17 protein-coding genes and 2 tRNA genes are annotated in these 22,006 nt (G+C 61.2%); 10 read left to right on the top strand and 9 right to left on the bottom strand.

Annotation, left to right across the window (positions count from 1 at the left end; translation table 11 throughout):
* The first annotated feature begins 80 nt into the window (after positions 1–80).
* The 4 genes from CRI94_RS13410 to CRI94_RS13395 all read left to right on the top strand — a co-directional run bounded on the left by CRI94_RS13410 (position 81) and on the right by CRI94_RS13395 (position 4,323).
* A complete protein-coding gene (locus CRI94_RS13410) occupies positions 81–1,424 on the top strand; it encodes a hypothetical protein (RefSeq protein WP_098076706.1) in 1,344 nt (447 codons plus the stop codon).
* Between the two features lie 84 nt (positions 1,425–1,508).
* Positions 1,509–2,441 (top strand): CAP domain-containing protein, encoded by a 933-nt coding sequence (locus CRI94_RS13405; protein ID WP_179862310.1) that lies wholly within the window; start codon positions 1,509–1,511, stop codon positions 2,439–2,441.
* Positions 2,442–2,498: 57 nt separating this feature from the next.
* Complete coding sequence (locus CRI94_RS13400; protein ID WP_179862309.1) at positions 2,499–3,422, top strand: CAP domain-containing protein; 924 nt, start codon at positions 2,499–2,501, stop codon at positions 3,420–3,422.
* A gap of 121 nt (positions 3,423–3,543) precedes the next feature.
* Complete coding sequence (locus CRI94_RS13395) at positions 3,544–4,323, top strand: hypothetical protein (protein ID WP_179862308.1); 780 nt, start codon at positions 3,544–3,546, stop codon at positions 4,321–4,323.
* A 52-nt stretch (positions 4,324–4,375) separates the two neighbouring features.
* Here the strand turns inward: CRI94_RS13395 and CRI94_RS13390 are convergent, their stop codons facing one another.
* A complete protein-coding gene (locus CRI94_RS13390) occupies positions 4,376–5,152 on the bottom strand; it encodes a phosphatase PAP2 family protein (RefSeq protein ID WP_098077204.1) in 777 nt (258 codons plus the stop codon).
* 320 nt (positions 5,153–5,472) lie between these two features.
* Here CRI94_RS13390 and CRI94_RS13385 point away from each other — a divergent pair, with 320 nt between their 5' ends.
* Positions 5,473–6,735: an esterase/lipase family protein gene (locus CRI94_RS13385; RefSeq protein ID WP_098077201.1), complete on the top strand. Its 1,263-nt coding sequence runs from the start codon at positions 5,473–5,475 to the stop codon at positions 6,733–6,735.
* A 56-nt stretch (positions 6,736–6,791) separates the two neighbouring features.
* Here CRI94_RS13385 and CRI94_RS17740 read toward each other — a convergent pair whose 3' ends face one another.
* Positions 6,792–7,241, bottom strand: a complete 450-nt coding sequence (locus CRI94_RS17740; RefSeq protein WP_098076694.1) for a hypothetical protein — start codon at positions 7,239–7,241, stop codon at positions 6,792–6,794.
* A 303-nt stretch (positions 7,242–7,544) separates the two neighbouring features.
* Here CRI94_RS17740 and CRI94_RS13375 point away from each other — a divergent pair, with 303 nt between their 5' ends.
* Positions 7,545–8,525, top strand: coding sequence for a TolB-like translocation protein (locus tag CRI94_RS13375; protein WP_179862307.1), 981 nt, complete (start codon positions 7,545–7,547; stop codon positions 8,523–8,525).
* A 5-nt stretch (positions 8,526–8,530) separates the two neighbouring features.
* Here CRI94_RS13375 and CRI94_RS13370 read toward each other — a convergent pair whose 3' ends face one another.
* Together CRI94_RS13370 and CRI94_RS13365 are read right to left on the bottom strand one after the other, a co-directional pair.
* A complete protein-coding gene (locus CRI94_RS13370) occupies positions 8,531–9,862 on the bottom strand; it encodes an aminotransferase class V-fold PLP-dependent enzyme (protein WP_098076688.1) in 1,332 nt (443 codons plus the stop codon).
* Between the two features lie 331 nt (positions 9,863–10,193).
* Complete coding sequence (locus tag CRI94_RS13365; RefSeq protein ID WP_245846195.1) at positions 10,194–11,168, bottom strand: AraC family transcriptional regulator; 975 nt, start codon at positions 11,166–11,168, stop codon at positions 10,194–10,196.
* Positions 11,169–11,442: 274 nt separating this feature from the next.
* Here CRI94_RS13365 and CRI94_RS13360 point away from each other — a divergent pair, with 274 nt between their 5' ends.
* The 3 genes from CRI94_RS13360 to CRI94_RS13350 all read left to right on the top strand — a co-directional run bounded on the left by CRI94_RS13360 (position 11,443) and on the right by CRI94_RS13350 (position 13,230).
* The gene (locus CRI94_RS13360) at positions 11,443–12,192 is read left to right on the top strand and encodes an SDR family oxidoreductase (RefSeq protein WP_098077195.1); all 750 of its coding nucleotides are present in this window, start codon (positions 11,443–11,445) and stop codon (positions 12,190–12,192) included.
* Positions 12,193–12,304: 112 nt separating this feature from the next.
* Positions 12,305–12,781 (top strand): (R)-mandelonitrile lyase, encoded by a 477-nt coding sequence (locus CRI94_RS13355; RefSeq protein WP_179862306.1) that lies wholly within the window; start codon positions 12,305–12,307, stop codon positions 12,779–12,781.
* A gap of 62 nt (positions 12,782–12,843) precedes the next feature.
* The gene (locus CRI94_RS13350) at positions 12,844–13,230 is read left to right on the top strand and encodes a DUF2255 family protein (protein ID WP_098076685.1); all 387 of its coding nucleotides are present in this window, start codon (positions 12,844–12,846) and stop codon (positions 13,228–13,230) included.
* 15 nt (positions 13,231–13,245) lie between these two features.
* Here CRI94_RS13350 and CRI94_RS13345 read toward each other — a convergent pair whose 3' ends face one another.
* Positions 13,246–13,806: a thioredoxin family protein gene (locus CRI94_RS13345; protein WP_098076682.1), complete on the bottom strand. Its 561-nt coding sequence runs from the start codon at positions 13,804–13,806 to the stop codon at positions 13,246–13,248.
* A gap of 49 nt (positions 13,807–13,855) precedes the next feature.
* Positions 13,856–16,081, bottom strand: coding sequence for a TonB-dependent receptor (locus tag CRI94_RS18040; protein WP_098076679.1), 2,226 nt, complete (start codon positions 16,079–16,081; stop codon positions 13,856–13,858).
* 541 nt (positions 16,082–16,622) lie between these two features.
* Here CRI94_RS18040 and CRI94_RS13335 point away from each other — a divergent pair.
* Positions 16,623–17,090, top strand: a complete 468-nt coding sequence (locus CRI94_RS13335) for a plastocyanin/azurin family copper-binding protein (RefSeq protein WP_098077189.1) — start codon at positions 16,623–16,625, stop codon at positions 17,088–17,090.
* A 248-nt stretch (positions 17,091–17,338) separates the two neighbouring features.
* Here the strand turns inward: CRI94_RS13335 and CRI94_RS13330 are convergent.
* The 3 genes from CRI94_RS13330 to CRI94_RS13320 form a co-directional block, all read right to left on the bottom strand.
* Positions 17,339–17,413, bottom strand: a tRNA-Val gene (locus tag CRI94_RS13330).
* Positions 17,414–17,490: 77 nt separating this feature from the next.
* Positions 17,491–17,562, bottom strand: a tRNA-Gly gene (locus CRI94_RS13325).
* Between the two features lie 185 nt (positions 17,563–17,747).
* A complete protein-coding gene (locus CRI94_RS13320) occupies positions 17,748–21,632 on the bottom strand; it encodes a T9SS type A sorting domain-containing protein (protein WP_098076676.1) in 3,885 nt (1,294 codons plus the stop codon).
* Positions 21,633–22,006 lie beyond the last annotated feature (374 nt).

Below are 22,006 nucleotides of genomic sequence, written 5' to 3'. Positions count from 1 at the left end.
GAAACGCATCAGCTCACCTCGGCTGTTGCAATCTGGCAAGCTCTAGATCGACGTTTCCAGCGAATGCGACTCCTCTCTCCATGGCGTTTTCCAGCTACGATCCCTCTCCCGAGCCGTCATCGTTCCCGAACGTCCATTTCGATCCCCCTGCCGTCGTCGGGGTCGCCGCCTTGCTGCTGGGCCTGATGGTCTTTTCCGGATGCAAGAGCATGATGGAGAACATCAGTATGCCCGGCGGCTCCCAGGACTGCATCGCCATTGATGCGTCCGAGGTTCGCGTCGAGCGAGACGGTGGAGCATACGTCGTCACGGACGGGCAGAGCCGCATGCTCCAGGCCGCTTCAGAGCGGGACGCGCGAGACATGGCAGCGCTTGCCCGTCAGCACGAGTCCCATTGCTTCATCGGGCGCGACAACACTCGTGCCGACCGTGACACCTACGTGTTCGAGTACTGGAAGGGCCAGTCGAGCGTGGACGGTGATGCGCCGCCGGAGTCGGATTGTATCTCATATGATCCGACCGACCTCCGCATCGTCGATGAAGGGAGTGACGGATATGTACTGACGGATGGTCGCTCTCGCATGGCCATGCTCGACAACGAAATCGATGCCGAGAAGGCTCTCGACTGGGCGCGGGGCCATACGCGGCACTGCTTCATTGGCCGCGACAACAATCGCCGGAATCGCGCCGACTACATCACGTCGTTCTGGGCCGGAACGGGCATGAGCACGTACGAGCGTAGGGCGGCTCGGGAAGCAGATGATGAGCGTGAGGCCACCACGGCAGAAACCAGAGAGAGGACGGCGACCGGTAGTGCGACGAACGCCCCCCCGGCGCAAATCCAGTTGCGGTTCGACGAGACAACGATCGTGTACGAGCCGGGGTGGGACGGGCCGCAGGTGGCGGCCGATAACCACGTGCTGTCGTATGGGGACGACTGGGATGTCCGCGAGGTCAAGCCTTTCCTGTATCACGTCCGCTATACCTATTGGGACGACTTCTACTGGAAGGTGAATACGTCTCGCCAGACGGTCTATCGCGTCGAGAACGGCACGTTTGGGCGCCTCGGCGGCGAGTCCGACGCGGTGAGCTTCGACCTGTCGGTACGTGGGTCGGGCGACAACCCGTCTCGGTTCACCGTCACCATTCCCAACGCTCGCTGGCTGTACGATCCGGCTACCGGGTCCCGGGGCGCAGCTGGACCGCAGATGCTGGTGGACGATGATGTCCTTTCGTACCGACAGGGATGGGAGGTCGAGAAGCTAAAGCCTTTCCTTTACCACGCCCGCCGCTCGTCGTGGGACGGCTTCTACTGGAAAATCAACACCTCCCGAGAGCAAGTCTACGTCGTAAAGGGCGGCACCTTTGGCCAGTACGGCGGCACCGACGATCCGATGCCCGCCGATGTCACCATCCGTCAGTGAATGGTCTCCGCGCGGTCGTCGCAGCGACTGGCCCTGTCTTGTCGAGACGTCTCGTTCCTCTCTCCTCTAAGTCCCTATTCTCGAATGTTCACGCGATCCGTTCTCCGATCTAGCATCCTAGCGGTTGCTGTGGTCGCGCTGATGGTTTCTATCGTCGGATGTGGAAGTGTCAACATGCGGTGTGACGGTGCTGGAGGGGGATACTCCTGTACGCAAATCGATGGCCCGCCGGAGCAGCATTCTCGTACCTCATACCAGCCGGTCTGGTCAGACGAATATTACGATCTCGCCTACGGATGGTCGCTGGTTTCGGATGAGGTCGTAAGCCTGACTAACGCAGAGCGCAACGACAGGGGGCGATCGGTGCTGAGGGAAGACGCGACCCTCTCGCAGATCGCCTGCTGGCACAATCAGGACATGCTCGGCCACGGCTACATGGGGCACGAAGACTCGGACGACCGCATGCCGTCCGACCGGGTCGCTCGCGAGCACCGACGCCTGATCGGAACGGTTGGAGAAAACACCCTGACGACGGGGCGAATGGATCGGGATGCCTCTCGTGAGAGCCAGATGCGGTGGGCTGAAAGCATTATGCGGCAGTGGATGAACAGCACCGGTCATCGGTCTAATATTCTCGACCGCGACTGGACGCATCTCGGGGCGTGCGTCTCGCAGGACTCATCTGCGAGCCGGGGGACGCAGGTGTTTGCCCAGGCGTGGGCGTATCTGGAGGAGCCGCTGCCATGGACCATGTCGCCAGGGGACTCGATCGCCGTTTCTTTCCAGTTGGAGAAGGCGCCGGCTCCACCCAGGCGTTACGAGTGGGCCCCGGCGGGCGAGAACCTAGCGAAGGCGTTCAACGAAGGAACGGGGCAACCGCTGACCGAAAAGCTCTACCTTCCTGAATCCACCGGGACGTATGCCCTGCGCGTCCTCGTCCCGAAAGGTGGTGGGCGGTACACCGTTGTGGGCGGACCGCGCGTCTGGGTGAAGCCGCCGGGCGAACCGGCGTACTGATGGTTTCGGATGACGCTTCTTCAAACGCGATATCAATCTCTCTCCTATCTGAGCGCGATGTCTCTCTCCTGTTTTCAGCGTATTCTAATCGGCTTTTGCACAGCATGTCTGGTGACGTGGGGACTCACCGCATGCGGCAACCTCAACATGCGGTGTGACGGAGGCGGGAAAGGCGGTTCTTGCTACATGGTCGACGGTCCGCCCGATCGGCACACGCGCACCGCATACCAGCCTCCCTGGTCCGACGAGTACCACGATCTGGCGGACCGACGCAGCGATGTCAACGAACACCTTCTTGAGGTAACGAACGAGACGCGTCAGAAGGAAGGCATTCCGGTGGTGAAAGAAGACCCAACTCTTGCCCAGAATGCGTGCTGGCACAACCAGGACATGATCGCGCACAACTACCTCGGTCATAACGACTCCGACGATCGAATGCCGTGGGACCGTGTTCAGCGCGAACACCGGCGCCTGATTGGGGAGGCGTCCGAGAACGCGCACAGCCGGGCTGCGACTAGCGGGCGGGCGCCTCGCGATATGGCAGAGATGGTCGTCGACTCCTGGATGAAGAGTCCGGGCCACCGTGAGACCCTCATGGAGGCCAAGTGGACACACCTCGGTGTTTGTTTGTCCGAATCCGAACACACGAGCCGTGCCACCCAGGTGTTCGCCCGCGTGCAGGCCTATCTCGCCGATCCGTTGCCGTGGGCAATGGCGCCCGGTGAGTCGACAACCGTCAGGCTTTCGCTCGTCGTCGCCGAACGTAAACCGACGCGCTACGCGTTCGTCCCTGTTGGTCAGCCCACATACAAAACGTTTCGTCGCCCGTCTGCAGGACAGCCGTTCGACGGAACCCTGACCGTTCCTTCCACGACCGGCACGTACGAGCTCCACGTCCAAATTCCCGACGATGACGGTGGGGCGGAGGCCTTCAAAGGCCCGCGCGTGGAGGTGACGTCGGACGGCGAGCCGACGTACTAAATGCTGAGCGCCACGCAGAGCCGAAACTTGGTCCCGTTCTCGAATACCGGCGGTCTGTTGTCAGCATGGATCCGGCCTGAAACATCATGCCGGTGCAAGGACGCTCCGATCCCGGGGGTACTTGCCGGCCTATACGTGTATCTACGTTGGAGGTCTGCCCGAACGAGCAGCTTTCCTGCTCTGTCTTTGCCTTCGCCTCCGCCACCCCGTTCCCCTGAAGCGATTCGTATCCGAGATGATCAGTCATGCCGTTCGCGTCGGACTCGCACTTTTCGTCGTTCTCCTTTCTCTTTCTGCGGGGTCGTCCGGTGCAGTCGCGCAGGCGCTCGGCATCGAGGTCGGGATGACGCGCGCCGGATACGGGAATGCGCTTCAGCGCCCGGCAGGTATCGGCGGCTATCTCGATCTCCCGGTCCGCGAGCGGTTTGCCATACGCCTCGCCGGTTCCCATCAAACAGAACACCGTTCGATTCGCCGGTCGCCCTGCACGGGTCTTGTTTTGCCGGGCTCGAACTGCTCCGAGCGGCCGTTTGATGGAGATGCCCGGATGAGTGTGATTGCAGCAGGAGTCGCCGTTCAGCCGATCGAACCGGCTGCCGGCTTCCTGCCAGAGCTTTACGTTCTCGCGACCGGAACGAGCGTCGATGCCGTATTCACGGAGCAGGGAGGCGACGGTGAAGTTCGTCCGATCGCCCCCGATGGATTCTCGGTTGGGTGGGCAGCGGGCGGACAGGTCCACTACTTGATCACGCCGCTCGTCGGGCTGTCCGGACGGATTGGTGTGCATGCGCCACAGCTAGGGGCCTGTGGCCAAGACGCGTGGTTTCCGTTCTGCGAGGACCGGACGTTGCTCGAGTTCGCGGTCGGCCTGCGCATGAACTGGTCAATGCTTGTCCGGTAATCACGGGTCGCGATCGATTCGGTAGAACATCCGGGGTCAGCCGCTGCAGGGTTCATGGGTCCCGCTGGATGATGCGGCTACCGCTTTCGATCCAGCCGCGCCGGCTGAAATCGCGGGCGAGGAGCCAGGAGGCCAGTGCCCAGGTGGCTCCGATGGTCCAGCCGGCCAGCACATCGGTGGGCCAGTGCACGCCAAGGTACACCCGGCTGAAGCCGACGCCAATGGTGATGAGAAGGGCGATGGCCATGGCAAACACCTTCAGGCGTTTTCGAGGCAAGGCTTCCGCGTCCAATGCGCCGAGCGTCAGGTAGACCACAGCCGACGTAGCTGCATGTCCACTCGGGAAGCTGGGGGAGAGAGCTTCCATGGCATGTGGCACCAGGTCCGGGCGGGGACGGTCGAACCCGAGTTTCAGGGCGAAGATGACGCCGACGCCGGTGAGGACGGAACCCAGGACGAAGATAGCTCGTCGGCGTCGGCCGTCGAGAAATTGAAAGCCGACGACGAGAAGGGTGAACAGCGACGTAAGGAGGACGCTGCCGAGCGCGGTGAGGTCGCGGACGGCCTCCTCCACCGCAGGGCCTCCGAGCGGGTCGCTGAGGTCACTCGCCGATCGGAACGCCAGCAGGATGTGCCGGTCCACCATGCGCGCTTCGCCTTCCACGACCGCATCTGCCACGCCCGCGAAGCCCGTTGCACCCGCCGCAAGAATGGCGACGGCAAGAAGGAGCAGGAATTCCGAACGCTCCCGGAGGGCGAGGAGCTGATTGTACAGCTGACGAATCCAGTAGCGCACCGAACGCTGCTTTCGCGACTCGTCTGTTTTCATCGGGTCTCGTTGGTTGTTGTTCACGTGACCATTCTCGCTAGAGAGGGTACATTCATCGGCCTGTCCGTGCTGGAGTCATCTGGTCGGTTCTGACGGACTCATTTACATGGTAGCGCTTGTCTGGACACTTGTTGGCGGCGCCGAGCGGGGGCCACGTAACGATCGAATGTCCCTTCGGCCGGAGCCGCATGGGAACCTGCCCGTTAAATGCATGCTGGGTGGTCTCCGATCTAACACTGGGCGTACGCGAATGGTGCGGCGACATTCTCATCTATGGAACGGGTTCGTTTTCGACGTGCCTACACCTGTCTTGCATGCTTATGAACCCTGAACGTGTCAGTCGAATCGAGGAACACCCGGCGGGGAAACGCTCTCCCGATGACGGTTGGGATTGGCGCTTGTCGGACCTGCAGGGGGCTCAGCAGCTCGCTGTTGACGGCATCGTGGGCATGACGGACATTGTCGAAGCGATGCATCGCAACATCTCTGGATTGGCTCCAATCGTCGGCGAGGGACGTCGAGGACAGACGCGCGGCATCACGGGGTTCGTGTACCGAACGATCCGCACCCTGTCGCGGGTGACGGGGATCGGGGCGGGTGCCGCGTTACGAGGTCTCAGGCCGGTGCTGGAGAAGCGGGAGCAGAGAGGTGATGTCTCCCCGAAGCGCGAAGCTGTTCTGGCTGCGTTGAACGGAGTGTTGGGTGATTATCTTGAGATAACGAAGAATCCGCTTGCCCTCCCGATGCAGTTTCGGGTGAAGGGGCGCCCGCTCGTTTTGGATCGTGACACGCTTTCTCGCCAGATGGCGTCTCCGGATTCGCCGCCGCTCGTGCTACTGCATGGCCTCTGCATGAACGACCTGCAGTGGGGGCGGGAGGGGCACGATCACGGCGCCGCGCTGGCCCGCAATCTGGGGTACACGCCGCTCTACCTGCACTACAACACGGGCCGGTCCATTTCCGAAAACGGCCGCGAGTTCGCCGGGCTTCTGGAACGCCTCATGCAAGAGTGGCCGGACGCGGCGTCCGAACTGTTTGTCATCGGGCACAGCATGGGCGGCCTCGTCGCGCGGAGCGCATGTTATCATGCACAGAGGGTCGGTCACAGGTGGCCGAAGCGGCTGAGCACGCTTGTATTTTTGGGGACGCCGCACCACGGTGCTCCGCTTGAGCGCGCCGGTCAGTGGGTGGATCGGCTCCTGGGGAAGAGTCCGTACACCGCTCCGATCGCACGCGTCGGGATGATCCGGAGCGCGGGCATCAACGATCTTTGTCACGGGACGGTGGTGGAGGGGAGCGAGACCGAGCCCGTGACGGCGGTCCCTCTTCCCAAGAACGTGACGTGCTACGCTGCGGCAGCGACGCTCCGAAACGGACGCGGGATCGGCCCGGATGTGCGCGGTGATGGACTCGTGCCGGTCGCTAGCGCACTGGGATGGCACAATGACCCCGAGCGTTCGCTGGGCATCCCGCAACCAAACCAAAGCCTGCATTCCGGGTTGAGCCACTTTGACCTGTTGAGTGACCGGGGTGTCTACGAACAGGTCCGTCGCTGGCTGGGCAGGAATGATGGCGCAGAGTAGGTCGTCCGCCTCACTTATAGCAGGAGACGCTAGCGGTTACGCTGGATGGCCGCCTCTCACGCGAGAACGCCCCGCTGCGTCATCGACCGCGCATAGAAGAACAGCCCGATCGTGACGAGCCAGATGACGAGCGAGAAGATCAGCGGGCCCGTTCCGCCCATGACCGCGATGCCGTCGGTCAAGAGCATGGAGTACGTGCTCGACCCGACGAGGCCGAGGATAGAGACGGCGAATGCCCACTGCGCCCAGGCTTTGCGGAGCAGGAGTCCCACGGATCCGGCCACCGCGCCCCACACGCCGAACGCCCAGGCTGCGTCCGCCCAGGCTGGAAAGCCGTAGAAGTACTCGAGCTGATCCGGGGTGAACTGGGACATGTAGGCGTCCACCTGCAGCTGCGACATCAGGTAGTCGAGTGCGCCGAACGCATTCCAGAGAAGAGAAAGTCCGCCGACGATCCAGAGGTGCTTTGGCGGGCGGGACGTGGCAGAAGCGGACGGGGATGACATGGCTGTACGTAGTTCGATGAGGCAGGCGCCGGTTTGTCCTTGAAGATACGATGCAGCATCAATGTGTCAAGCCGGAAGTCATTGATGTGCTCCATCTCGACGTGCGACGTGTAGAGCCGATCGACAAAGATGGTGAGCCCCACGGTTTCGGCGCCGGACTGCCGACTGATCGCATACTGCCGGCTTATCGCAGGAGGACGACAACGTGTCGCACGTGACGGGATTTTCAGCGCTGACGAGAATATGCTTTACAACGTTTCGTCGACGCGTTCTAAACTCATCCCGTCCCGTTCTTCTTTCCGTATGATGATGCAGTCCTCGTTTTCGCGACACGTCCGTTTCGCCACATTCATTGCCGCGTTTTGCTGTGCTCTGCTGTTCTTCGGCTGCCGGTCGGCTTCCGAGCAGGAGGCCCGTCCCTTCGCCTGGGCACAAGTCACGGACTCCGTGACGCTCGTGGGAGACGGGACGATCTCGCGTGAAGGTGAAAAGGTGTACGGTACGGCCTACACGCCGGAAGGCGATACGCTCTTCTTTCACACGACGAACCGGGGCGATGGAGAGAGCGGTATCGCGATGGTGACGCGTACGGACACCGGTTGGACATCGCCGCGGCCTGCTCCGTTCGACCTGGAGCGGTATGATGAGGGAGCGCCGTCTATCACGCCCGATGGTGCATACATCGTGTTCGGCTCGGATCGTCCCTCCGCTTCTGCGAGCACGGCTCCTCCTCTGGATGCGGACGAATTCTACCGCGTCACGCGAGCATCGGGGTGGACGGACGTTACCCGCATGACCACGACGAAGCGTATCAGCGAGAAGCGCGCAGGCGTCGCTTCGGACGGGACGATCTATTACTGGACGTACGTTCGCGGCGAAGGAATGGGCTTCTACCGCGGGCGTATCGATGCCGAAGGATCCATTCGCGACACCGTGAATGCCGATCCGATGCTCTTCGTCGACGACGGAGGCGAGAACAACCCGTATATCGATCCAGAAAAGCGATTCATTCTGTTTGCTATGTGGGGGCGAGACGATGGCTACGGAAAGGAGGATCTGTACATCGCGACCCGCCAGGATACCGGCTGGTCTACGCCCGTGAACCTAGGACCGGCCGTCAATACGTCGGCGAACGACACGCACCCGTACATCACGCCCGACGGAAGTAAGCTTTTTCTCACGTCGAGCCGGCTGGAGTCACCGGCCGACACGTCCGACAACTGGAACCACTACGTCATCCGTACCGACGCCGTCCCGGCACTGCGAGCAGCTCTGGACTGTTGACCTGGTTAGCCCAGTTCAGCAATGGCGTCGATCGTTCGATCCACCTCACCTTCGTTGTTCAACAGGCTGGGAGCAAGTCGCGCGTACGATTCCCGGTACGGCGTGGTGCTGGCGATGATGCTCTGGCTGCGTAGGTGCTCGACAACGTCCGAGGGCGCGTATTCGTCAACGTCGAAGCAGATGATGCCGGCCGACAGCGACGGGGACATTGGCGTGTACATGCGCACGTGCGGCATCGATGCGAGGGCTTCTTTCGCTCGCGTATTCAACCCGTGGATCCGTTGCTGAATCCGGTCTTTGCCGATGTCGAGATGAAACTGGAAGGCTTCGCCGACCGCCCAGCGGTGGTCAAAGGAGTGAAATCCTCCCGGCGTATGGACGCTCCCGGGCGTGATGTAGGGCGTGTCGGGAGGGAGCGCGCCGATCCAGACGCCGACGCTGGGGCCGAACGTTGGAATGATGGGATCCAGCGCGTCCCAAGCATCGCGCCGCCCCCAGATGAGTCCGGTGCCGCGGGGGCCGAACATCCACTTGTGCGTGCCCGCCATGAGGAAGTCGCACCCCAGATCTTCGACCGTCACGTCCTCAATCCCCAGCCCGTGGACGCCGTCGACGCAGAACAGCACATGGTCTTTCTTTTCCCGTCCCGAGTTGATGTCCTGTAGCGCTTCGGCCATGTCCGAGAGCGGTAGTTTCACGCCGGTAGATGAGTGAACCCACGTCACGGCAAGAACGCGCGTCTGGTCGGTGATCGCCCCGCGCATGCGACTGACGACCATATCGACGGAGGTCTCTGCCGGGTCGTCGTACAGCGCCACAGTATTGACCTTTGCTCCGGTCCGCTTCGCACGGAGGTTGAGCGATTCGAGCGTCGACCAGTGCCCATGCGGCGTCGTCAAAATCTCTTGCCCGGGCCTCAGAGCGAGCCCCCCGTAGACGAGCCCGAGGCCCATCGTCGTGCTGTCGGTGAGCGCGATGTGCGCCGGATCCGCGCCAAGGTAGGTGCCGATTGCCGCCCGCACGTTCGGTTCAGCGCTTCGAAAGTGTTCCCCCCAGTAGGTGGCCGGGTCTTTGTCGAACCCTTTGCGATGACGCTCGATCGCCTCGGCAACGGGGCGCGGGTGACTCGCGAGCAGAAAGCTGGCCATGTGGATGTGCGAACGTGTTAGCGCAAACTGGTCGCGGACGTCGGACCAGCTCGTCGGATCGAACGGGCGAGGCCGCTCGTGGTCGACCGTCCCAGCCCGCCGGCTCCGGATGGTCGGTGCCAGTGCGCCGAGGGCAGGAGCCGTTCCCGCGAGGAGGCCGGCGTGACGGAGGAAGTCTCTACGACGCATGACGGAGGCGGGAGTCTGTGTCGAGTCGTTGCGTCATGCCCAGGTTCGCCAATGAAGGCTATGACGACAAAGCGAATGATGCCGACACAGAAGCCGAGCGCGGGACGGGAGCGCCGACTGTACGGTATGAGAACGTGGGAAGTCACTCTCATCCTGTAGACCTACTTTTGACGTGACCGGGTGTAGCCGCAGTCGGACACCTCGTGTAGGGGGTAGGTTATTGGGATTGCTGTCCTGCTGCCCCGACCGCGAGTCGATTGACGTTTCGTTGGGTAAATCCAAACGTGATGGCGCAGTAAGGACAAGGGAGGTGACATGTTACCTGGTTCGTCTAAAAGGCCGCGGCATCGGCCGACTCCCGGAGCCGATGGACGTCGCGCATGGGCGGTCGGCCGAAGAGGCGTTTGTATTCCCGGTTGAACTGCGCGTCGTTGTTGTAGCCGACGCGGTAGCCAGCGGTGGAAGCGTTCAGGTCTTCAGTGAGCATCAGCCGGCGCGCCTCCTGCAGTCGGAGTTGCTTTTGGAATTGGAGCGGCGTCATGTCGGTGACGGACTTGAAGTGCGCGTAGAAGCTGGACGTGCTCATGCCGACCTCTTCCGCGAGGCGTTCAACATCCATCGCCTGGTCGAAGTCGTCATGGAGCTTCTGGATCACACTCGCGATGCGATGGTCGCTCCCGTTCATGACCGCCATGTGACGGAGTCGGCGTCCCTGTTCGCCCTGCAAGAGACGAAAGACGATCTCGCGCTTGATGAGCGGGCCGATGACATCTGCTTCGTCGGGCGACTCGATCAACCGGATCAGCCGCACCATCGCACTCAGCAGGTCATTGTCGAGAGGGCTCACGTCGAGGGCCCGCACGCTGGAGGCGTTGCTGGGAGCCGGGTGTCCGGCTTCGACCATCACGGAGCTCACGAGATTGGCGTCTAGAGACAGGATCATGCTCAGGTACGGCTTGTCCCTCGACGCCTCCACGATTTCCCCTGCGATCGGCAGTTCGGACGTGACCAGGAGGTAGTGGTAGGGGTCGTACCGATGATGGTTGTCGCCGAGGTGGACAAGCTTCGCTCCCTGTGCCATCACGCAGAGGGCCGGCTCCGACACGCTGTGTAGCGGTTCGGTCGGCTTTGACGAGCGGTGCAGCGTCAGACCCTCGAGCACTTCGACGCGTCCGTCGTCGGGGATGGCTCGGGTAATGCGCTCGACGAGTTCCGACCGGTCCGCCTTCTCTCGTAACGCGTCACGGTCTGAGCGAGCATGGTCAGAGTCCGTTTGTACGGCTCGCGTGTTCATGTTCTCAGCCATGGTCCTGTCGCGGTTTGTTCTGAGTCTGTCTCGTCGAATGGAGACTGTTTTCTGATTCAACAGGGTACGGCCGCGATGGAGAATATTGCAACGACGCGCACGCTGACATGATCGATTCTGGAGGATGATACAATCATTCTGGAAGATCGATCAAGGTGCGCGTGCGATCTCTCGATATCATGTGAACCGAACGACAGAGAAAGACTCGGGCTTATCGAAGCTGAGCCTCTGTCACTCGAATCGGGTTTACGCACATGACAAAAGGGTTCAAACGATGAGCAATATCGAAGGCAAAGTCGTCGTCATTACCGGAGCATCTTCCGGCATCGGGGAGGCCACCGCGAAATTACTTGCGAGCAAAGGGGCAAAGGTCGTATTGGGCGCCCGACGGGAGGGCAAGCTGCAGAAGATCGTCGACGAGATCGAGGCCGATGGCGGGCAGGCCGCCTACCGGGTGCTGGATGTGACCGTCCCATCCGAAAACGATGCGATCGTGGAGGTGGCAAAAGACACGTTCGGCGGGGTCGACGTCATCTTTTTGAATGCCGGCATCATGCCGACGGCTCCGCTTTCGGCGATGAAGACCGACGAATGGCGAAAGACGGTCGATGTCAACATCAACGGCGTGCTGAACGGCGTCGCTGCGGTGCTACCGACCTTTATCGAGCAGGAGTCCGGGCACGTGATCGCGACCTCGTCCGTCGCAGGACTAAAGGCCTATCCGGGCAACGCGGTGTACGGCGGGACGAAATGGTTCGTGCGCGACTTTATGGAAATCCTCCGCATGGAATCGGCCCAGGAGGGGACGAACATCCGCACCGCGACGATCTACCCAGCCGCGATCAACACCGAATTGCTCGATTCCATCAGTCACGAAGGCGCGGCGGAGCAGATGGAGGGGCTGTACGAACAGCACGGCATCTCCCCGGACCGCATCGCGAATGTCGTGGCGTTCGCGATCGACCAGCCCGACGACACGAACGTCAATGAGTTCACTGTCGGCCCGACGACGCAGCCCTGGTAAGTGCCGGCGGCCGGCTTCGACCGCAAGCGGCATGGGTCGAACGCAAGCATTTCTCAGAAGGCACGACCACCTCTCGGATCTTACCGCCACAATCATTTCAGCAACAAATCCCATGACTCGACTGATCGCATTGACCACCGTTCTCGTTGTTCTGACGGCCCTGCCTGCTCAGGGCCAGCAAATGGAGGTTTCGGAGCTCGACTCGCGTCCGGCCTCCGTCGGCTCGTCCGAGTATTTCACCGGGACGGCGATTATCGAACCGTTGTTTAGCCCGAACGAGGCGGCTCGTGCGTCGGCCGCCCGGGTCCTGTTCGCTCCCGGCGCGCGCACAGCATGGCACAGTCATCCCCGCGGCCAGCGGCTGGCCGTTACGTCTGGCCACGGATGGGTTCAGCAGCGTGGCGGCGAGCGGCGGAAGATTGAGCCCGGAGACGTGGTGTGGACCCCACCCGGAGTTGAGCACTGGCACGGTGCAACACCGAGCCAGTCGATGAGCCACATTGCCATCCAGGAAGAGAAGAATGGCTCGGTCGTCGAATGGATGGACCCGGTTACGGACGACGAATATCGAGAGGGAGCAGACGAGTAATCCGTCGCTGCGTCATTCCGAATTCAGACTCTTGTTCTGCCCACATCAACGTCGAAATAAGCATGAGCGACTGGCTGGAAACCGAGTTGCGTGACATCGTCGAGTCCGATGATTTGCACGTCGCACCCTTTCGTCAAGACGGCGAAACGTACGGCACGCCGACCTGGATTTGGTGCGTGTCCGTCGACGGGGATCTCTTCGTTCGTGCCTACAACGGGCGAGACTCAAGCTGGCATCAGGCGGCCATGCGGGAAGGGGCCGGTCGGATCGAGGCCGCAGGCGAGACGAGAGACGTCGCATTCGAACCGGTCAACGACGACGTGTTGCTCGACCGCATCGACGATGCATACAGGGAGAAGTACGATGGCAGCCGGTTTCTCGACCCGATGATCAGCGATCGTGCCCGTAATGCGACGATACGTATTCTTTCGGCCCGAGACCGTGGGTGAACAGGCGGTCTGCGATCAGTCGTCGTCCGGTGAGACTGTGCGGTGAGGCTCTGGGCGACGTGATTGTGAGGCCTGGAACGCCTCGAACGAAGCCGTCCGGTAGGCCTCCGTGCGAATGTAGGTGAGGATGTTGTGGAGCAGCTCCGGCCGGATGAACCCCGAGACGTTAAACACGAGGGTGCCCGAGGCATCGAGAATCGCCACCGCGGGCACGCCGTGGGCGCCCAATTCTTTCGCCAGTTGCCGGGAGGAGAGGCGACGACCCCGGTATCGATGCATGGTGTCACGATCATCCCGGTTCAGGCGCGTCAGGACGAATGGTCGCTCCCTGTCCTCGAAGACGGACGGGTAGGTCTCCCGCTTCATTTTGTAGCACCACCCGCACCACGGCGCGTAGATGTCGACGAGGATCCAGCGGTCGGTGGCGTCGGCAACGGCGAGGGCGGTCTCAAAGGAGCGCCACTCGATCGGCTGTGCCGCGGACGCCTCTGGCACGGCCGATGCGTATCCCAGCACCGACAGTGCGAGGATCAGGGTCCATCGGTGGAGAATGGGTAGGTGACGTGTCCGGAGCATGACGGCTGGCTGGGTCGGGGGACGATTGAGGCAACGCGTCGCGGGGATCTCACCGCAGATTCAGCCGGGCGCCGAGCGCGAAGGTCCGTCCGACGATCGGGCCCCACGTGTAAATCGTGTCGAAGTCCGGGCTGAACGGTGTTTCTGCGTCGACGAGTGGGCTTCCCTGCGTGTGGTCGAAGACGTTTTCCACGGAGACAAAGACGTCGATGCCCAGACCCGCATCGCTAGTAACGCTCCCGAACGCTTTTTCGAGTTTCAGGTCGTGCGTCGAGTGGACCGGCGAGGTCTGGTCGCGTCGGAAGGTATCGACGTAAACATCCGGCATCCGCTTCGGCCCGACGAGGCGCGCGGCATAGTCGAGTTCGACGCCGATCGACCGAATCTGGTACGTGACGCCGGCCGTTCCGGTGTAGTCCGGCGCGTAGGCGACCGCCCGGCGCGTTCCGTTTTCCTCGGTAAACACGTCCGTCAGCGTGAAGCCGAGGTTGTATGTCAGCGGGAGGGCCGTCAGGTTTTGGTCGAGTCCAATCGAGAATCCACGCGTGACGGAAAAGCCATCCAGGTTTTCGTAGACGATGAGGGACGGGTCCTGGTCGTAGTCCGGGATGATTTTGTTGGAGAAGCGCGTGTAGAACCCGTCGACCGTGACGGTCAGCGGGTTGGCACGGAGCGGGAAAATGTGCTCGATGCTCGTTGTGATGCTGCGCGAGCGTTCCGGCTTCAGGTCCTCGGTAAACACGACATCGCGGGACCCGGTCAGCGCTGCGTGATCCTCGGTGAACACGTTGACGATGCGAAAGCCCGTCCCGGTCCCTGCGCGGATTGTGGTCCGATCCGATGGACTGTATTTCGCGGATAGCCGGGGTGCTCTGACGAATCCGTGGGTTTTCTGGTGGTCGACGCGGAGCCCGGCAAGAAAGGTCAGGTCGCCGGCTCTCGCTTCCATCTGGCCGAAGACGCCGGGGATAACGCGCCGGTCGGCCCCGGACGAGGTGGCGGGCGTGTTGTCGTTGTAGGTCTGGTAGCGAACCGTGCTACCCGCCAGCAGGTCGACGGCATCGGACATGGGCATCGCGTACGTCACCTGTGCGAAGGAAATGCCCTGTTGTGCGACGTAGTGCTCTGTGCCGTAGTAGCTGTCCTGGTCATGGTAGGTGAAGGCGCCTTCCACGCGGAGGCCGTCGACGGACGGCGGCATGTAGTTCGCCATCACCTCGCCGCGCCGGGTGTAGATGGATTCGCCGTACGTGCGGCCCGATCCGCGCTGGGCATCCGAGTACGCGCGCACGCCACCGGTCCGGTTCTCGCCGTAAAACTTCGCCGCTACATTACCGACGGTCACGCCGCTCCGATTTTCCAGCGTGCCCTTGCCGAAAATACCCAGGCGCGAGCGTTTCGGCACGTCGGCAAAGCCGTCGCCATTGTCGTCAACGTAGTTCTCCATCTGAAACGCCGTCGCGCTGAGGAAGCCGTTGACGCGGCCGGCCGACGGGGACACGGCCAGGTCCACGCTTCCCTCGGCCGTGCTGCGCCCGTACACTTCGCCGGAAAACGTCGGCGTGTTGTCCGGGTCCTTCGTGATGATGTTGACCACGCCGCCGAGCGCCTGTGTGCCGTAGAGGGTCGACTGAGGCCCTTTTATCACCTCCACCTGGTCGATGATGGCCGGGCTGATGCCGTTGAGGCCATACACGCTGGCGAGGGCGCCCATCACCGGCATGCCGTCGATCAGAACCGCTGTGTTCGGCCCCTCGACCCCGTTAATCCGGATCGCGTTCGTCCCGCAGACGCCACAGTTGAGCTGGGTGGTCAGGCCATTCACGCTCCCGATCACGTCCATCAGGTTGGAGGTCGTCTGCGCGCGCTGCAGTCGCTCCGACGTCATCACCTCGACCTTCACCGGCGAGTCCCTGACGTACTGCTCCCGCATGGTCCCCGTCACCACGACCTCTTCTCCCCGAAGAACCGCCTCGCTCAGTGTAATGTCGATGCGCACCGTCTTGCCGGCATCGACCGTGACAGCTCTTTGTGTTGTCTCGAAGCCCATTGCTGAGACCACCAGGATGTGCGTTCCCGGTGTGACACCTGTGATGCGGTATGTCCCGTCGGACTGAGTCGCGGCCCCCTGCGTGGACTCCTGTAGTCGGACGTTGGTCCCCGGGAGCGGCGCACCATTCCCGGTGACGAGCCCTGTGATCACTCCCTGTCCGTGTGCTACGGGTGCGAGAGTCAGGAGGAGAAGAATCGTGCTGAACACACAGAAGGCGTTCATCTCGGTGTTTTAGGCTTACCTAAAAAAGAGATTCGGTTGGCCTAAAGTACGGTCGTATACCGAGACCGTCAAATCATATTGTCGGTCTCCCGTGACTCGGGGAAGAGGAGGGTGACGGCACCGGCGGAGAGGCGACGTGCGCTCAGGGGTAAACAGTAGAGTCCGGGTTGGACCGATTGAACGTTGCTGTTCACGGCACGTCGCGGACGGGACCCGAGGCGGAAGCTCTGAACATCGCCGACTACGTTCGAGGAATCCGTGATCTCGATCGGTGGGGATTTGTTTTCCTTTTGCCCGGCGCATTGTCCGGAGAAAATCAGGCGAATCGAGGTCCGTCTCTTCGTGTGTCAGGACCACCGAGAGGCGCCATTAGGTAATCACTGTGTATAACGGATCTAAATAGGAGGCGGCTGCTGAACGTCCGGGTGCTTCCCGGCTTTTCGGCCTGTTGGGCCGGTTTTCAGCCGTCCATTCGTTCCTTCACCCACAGAGGCCCTAAGTCCCCATGCGTATCCTCTCCCTTTTCGTTTCTCTTTTCCTGATGGTTGCTTTTGTCGGCTGCGGCGGCTCCGACACGGAGACCTCCGACAAGGCATCGAAGTCGGCGACGTCTTCGGCGACGGAAGCCGTGTCCGAGGTCACCATCGAGCCTGTAGGAAACCAGATGAAGTATGAGCAGACCGAGTTCACCGTCGAAGCCGGCACGGAAGTGACGCTCACATTCGACAACACCGCGTCGAGCCCTGCGATGAAGCACAACGTCGTGATCCTGAACGGCGAGGGCGACGACCTCGTCCAGCGCGTGGGAACGGCGGCATCGCAGGCGTCTGACAGTGGCTACGTTCCGGAGCTCGATGCCATCGTCGCGGCCACCGACCTGGCGGACCCGGGCGAGACGGTCACGATGACGTTCACCGTGCCGAGCGAGCCGGGCACGTACACGTACATCTGCACCTTCCCGGGCCACTACATGATGATGCAGGGCACGATGCGCGTCGTCGAAGCCTAAGATGTGGGCATCGCATCGCCCAGCGATTCACGCCTCGCCGGTTTTACTGCTCGCCCAGTCGCGGCGGCAGGGAACGGCGGGGCGTTTTTGTTCGGGCAAACCGTGAGTTGGCGTCGAGAGAGGCGGGCTTGCTTCTCCGAAATAGACGATCGGAGCAATCTCGAGTGATAGCATTGCAGCATCAGGACATGTGCCGCACCCAAACAAAAAAGCCCCTGCGGAGAGCAGAGGCTTCGGAGAGTTGAATGTGGGCGATGTTGGATTCGAACCAACGACCCCCTCCTTGTAAGGGAGGTGCTCTAAACCAACTGAGCTAATCGCCCAAGTCCAGGTCGAAGTGCGAAAGGCTAATTTCGAAGTGCACTTCGCATTTCGAGTTTCGAACTTCGATCTCGAAATGAGCGGGAAACGGGATTCGAACCCGCGGCCCTCAGCTTGGGAAGCTGATGCTCTACCCCTGAGCTATTCCCGCTTCGGACCGCCTCCTACGTACCGCCCCGTGACATGATCCAGCGAAATGGTTGAGAAAGAGCGAATGAGTTTCGGGGTTTGAGGTATGAGGTTTGGGATGTGGGAATGGGGGCACCGTTGGGAAGAGTTTCCGTGCAGCGTAAGAGCGAACGTGGACGCATCCACAGGCGGTGTTGCCTCAGATCATCATCGGACCACGGTGAATTGTTGCGTTGCCATGCCAGTCTTGTGCTTCATCCGTAGGAAGTACGTCCCGCTCGCGAGGTCGCGAACGTCAATTTGCGTTCGGTGCCTGCCTGCCCCTGGACTTCCGAGGTGCACTGTTTTTACCCTCTGTCCCAGCACATTATAGAGGGACAGGCGCACCACGCCGCTTTGCGGAGTTTCGTATCGAACGGTGATCGTGTTCGTCACGGGATTCGGGCCGGTCTTGTGCAGACGCAGTTCGTTCGGGACATTGAATCGTGCTGTCACCGGTTCTGACACCGTCTCGGTGCCATCCACGTCGATCTGCCGCAGGCGGTAGGTGATGTGCTCAGCCTCGTACGGTACGCTGCGGTCAAGGAATCGGTAGTCTTGGGGGGCAGTCGTTGTGCCTGCTCCGTCCACGAATCCGACGCGGGTCCACGCCTGGTTCTTCTCTGCACCGGGTGGCTCCTCAGCTCGGCGTTCGATAGCAAATCCATCATTGCCCGTTTCTGACAGCGTCTGCCATGTCAACGCGACGTTTTCGCCGGCAACGTGAGCGTCAAACCTCGCCAGTTCCACCGGCAGTGGGTCGACATCCGACGTGAACGCAAACTCGCCAAACATGTCGATGAACCGAACGAGCTCACCGGCCGCCTCATCGTAGTTGCCCTTGATTATACCGAAGCTACCTGTGCCGACCAGGGGGCGTTGAAAGACTGTGATGGCTCCCGGCTCGTCCAGGCCGGGCAATCCCGTCGCGTCGAAGCGCACGCTGCTCAATTCGCCTAGGGTAAGATCTCCCTCCTGTAGAATTGAGAAGCTGTAATCTGCGAGATTAATTTTGTTCATCGTGCGGGCCGGGTCCACAGGCTCCGTGTCGTATCGGCAAACAGTCACGTCGCCTTGGCCGCTTGTCTCTCTGCCCATGACGAGAGTGACGCCCAGACTGGGGAAGGGAAGGTCGGGCTGCGTGTCCGGTGCTGTTACGTTCTGCACTGTCGCACATGCGTCGGCCGTCGGTGGAGACATCATCTGGCTCCCGAACTCGAAAACGTAGGCAGGGGTGTGTTGAAAGTCCTTGCTGGCTCGCTGAACCAGGATTGCCTCTGTCCGTCCATCTCCGTCAAAATCTGCGATTGCGGATTTTGCGGCTTTCGATCCAGAAAAGATCCAGCCCGATGGGCCGAGCCCGCCGTACTGATCGGGGCCACGAAGCACACGCGTCACCTCTAGGGTATGAGTTGACTGAGCATCGGGTTGCCACACCACGCCGGCTCCAGAATGCCCGGCACTGAGAAATAGTCCGTCCCCATCACCGGCGTTTACTGCGGGCACCGTTGATAGATTTCCCAGGATGTACGTTGCATCAGGACCCCATGGAAAATAATCCACGACACTGGGTACTGCTGCAATCTGGTCCGGCGTTGCATCGAATCCACTGCCGCCGTAAAACACATAAAGGGCTCCCTGCCCGGTTTGCGGGTAGGTTGCGAGGTTGTAGTAGGTGGTCGTGACAAGATCAGGGTGGCCGTCCGCGTTTACGTCGGCCGCGGCCATTGTCGCTCCTGCCCCATGGCGCACGATGGATTTGCCATCTTGAAACTCGGTCTCAGGGATTCCGAGGGTCAGGTCGGCGCGGTCGAAAGAACCGGAGGGTGACGACGTCCCATAGTGCACGAAGAACGCACCGAACGATGCGTTCTGCAGCAGATCTGTACGCGGCAAGATGCCGGTGTAGCGGCTGTCGGCGTCTGAAACGGCAAAATCGTCGATGCCGTCGCCGTTGATATCGCCGAGACCGAGAAGTACCTGGCCGAAGTGCTCCCCAACCCCCGATGCATACGACCGGACCACTAGATCGGGCGAGGGCGACAGCGTAGAGCCACCAAAGAAGACGTGAACGCGGTCGTCATCCATGATTTCGACATCGGGCAACGTGATGCCGAGGTCGTCGGCGCCGTCGTCATTGATGTCGCCCAGGTTTGCGATGGAGGCGTTGGGGCCATGCGTCCCGTCTGGCAACCCGGGCGCATCGTTCGACACCCCAAGATTCGATAGCCCGACCGAGTGGATCTTCGTGCCTCCGTTGCTCAGGTCGTAGACACCCACGAACTCATCTTTCCTGTTCCATCGAATTGCCAGGTCGCTCGCTCCGTCCCCGGTAAAGTCGCCCACAGCAACGGTTTTCCCCGCATGATCGCGAGTCGCCGGAAATGCTGCGGGCCCCGTAATGCGAAGGTGCGGCGACGCTTGCACGGCTGGATCCCCAGTGTACACATCGACAATTCCCTCTACGCGAATCAGGGCGTAATCATCTGCTCCGTCCCCGTCCACATCGCCGATGCGCTGGGTCTCTCGAATGCCGTACGCTCCGTGCTTTGCTTCGTCGAGTACAAGCGTTTGCCGGTCCTGTATCTGATCCGTCCCCTGAAAGTCGAGACGTTCGATCCGGTACTCTGAACCGTTCGCAAGGTAGAGTAGGTCATCTCGACCGTCTCCTGTAACGTCTCCGAGGATCGAAGGCGATAGGGTACCGCGAATGGTATGACTTGCGCTCAGGCCGTCGGATACGCTGCGCGGACCAAAGGCAACGGTGGTTTCCTCTCCGCTCGGGTACGCCAGGTCTTGTCGACCGTCGTCGTTCACGTCCCCAATGAGGCGCAGATCCATCTCGGGGTATACTGCGGCCGGCGCAGCAGCATAGGATCCGGTGTCGCGTGTGAACACGTACGTTTCATTCAGCTCGCCGCGGTAGGATTTACCTAGGAGCAGGAGTTCAGGAGAACCACTGCCCGTGATGTCGGCCGAAAGCAGCGGGATGTCACTCGGATCTACATCCGAATACACGGGAACGGAGGGAAAGAACTGTTCGATTTCGGCGAGAGGAGCTCCCCGGTGCGATACGACATCGAAGATTCCGATCTCCACGACCTCACCGGATACATCCGATTTACCTAGACGAACGATTTCGGCGGTTTGGTCGCCTGTAATGTCGACAATGGCATACGAATAAGAATTGTCGCGCATCTGCTCCGGGAGGTCATACTCGACAATAACAAGGTCTGAAAATGTCGGTCCTCCGTATAATATTTCGACCGTGTTCGCGAAGCTGAGAGTGGTAATCACATCGTCGTAGCCGTCGCCGTCCACATCTACGGCTCTATCCCAATTCCATCGGCCAAACGTAATGTCCTTCGGGAGGCTTCCGACATAGGTGTGCCCTTGCGGTCCACCTTTGTAGACGCGGGGTGTCTCTTGGGGGGAGGTGGTGATGGCATCAGCTTCCGGACCTCCCACGATGTTACCGACGAACGTGAACACGTCGAAACTTGAGACATCATACAGCTGTGTGCCGAACGCTTGGCCCCCGAAGCTGACGAGGCTCTTGTGCGTCCGGTCCGAAATCGTCGACGTTCGCTCATCGGCGACGCCCCAAAGCGGGTACAGGATATCACGAATGCCATCGTCGTTCACGTCGCCCGCGGGTCTGGGCAGGCCCGGAAAGCCGAAGTTCATGTCGGGGTTCGGCCACCGCTTGCCTCCGATCCGGCGTACGGGGGCTTCGACGGGGACGTTGTGGAGCGCGAGCGGGATCCCCGGGTCGGCAGTGCGGTTGGCCGTTCGCCTCAGTAATAGTCGCTGTACTTCAGCCGGCCTATCCCGACGATCAGGCAAGACATGCGGAGCGGCTTTCGACCGCTGCTGGACCAGCCCGTGAAGGGCATCAACGGGTCGCTTTGCTTGATCGTCCGGGTCGTGCTGGGCTACTGCGGTTCCGATGATTCCTCCACCGCCCGGGCACGCAGACGGAACGACGAGCAAGATGAAAAACAGAGATGAAAGAAATACGGTAAATCGAGACCGGCTCGGTTCGTCGTACATGGAAGCAGGGAGGTGGGGGAATAAGGCCAACAAATAGTAATAAATAGAACCCCCAAATTCACGCTGCCACGTCAACGATAAACTGTGAAGAGGGATGAGGTGTGTGGGGGATGAGGTTTGGGGTGTGGGGGAAGGGAGAAAGGGGGAAGGGAGAAAGGGGGAACGGGCGAGCCGGTCCGATTCGGTACAGGTGGACGCACCAGAAGACGTTAATACCTTAACACGTCAACACGTTAACACGTCTACACCTTGTATCTTGAACTTGGTGCTGTAGCTCGATCACACCTGGGTCATCGAGACCGCTGTGGAGCAGGGGCGCAGCACCGTCTTCCGTACTGAAGCCCGAACAGTTGATGGAGCCCGTGGCACCATGT

The sequence above is a fragment of the Longibacter salinarum genome, assembly GCF_002554795.1.
GTDB lineage: Bacteria > Bacteroidota > Rhodothermia > Rhodothermales > Salinibacteraceae > Longibacter > Longibacter salinarum.
The sequence above is the reverse complement of the archived record's forward strand: the minus strand, read 5'-3'. Positions and strand labels throughout refer to the sequence as shown.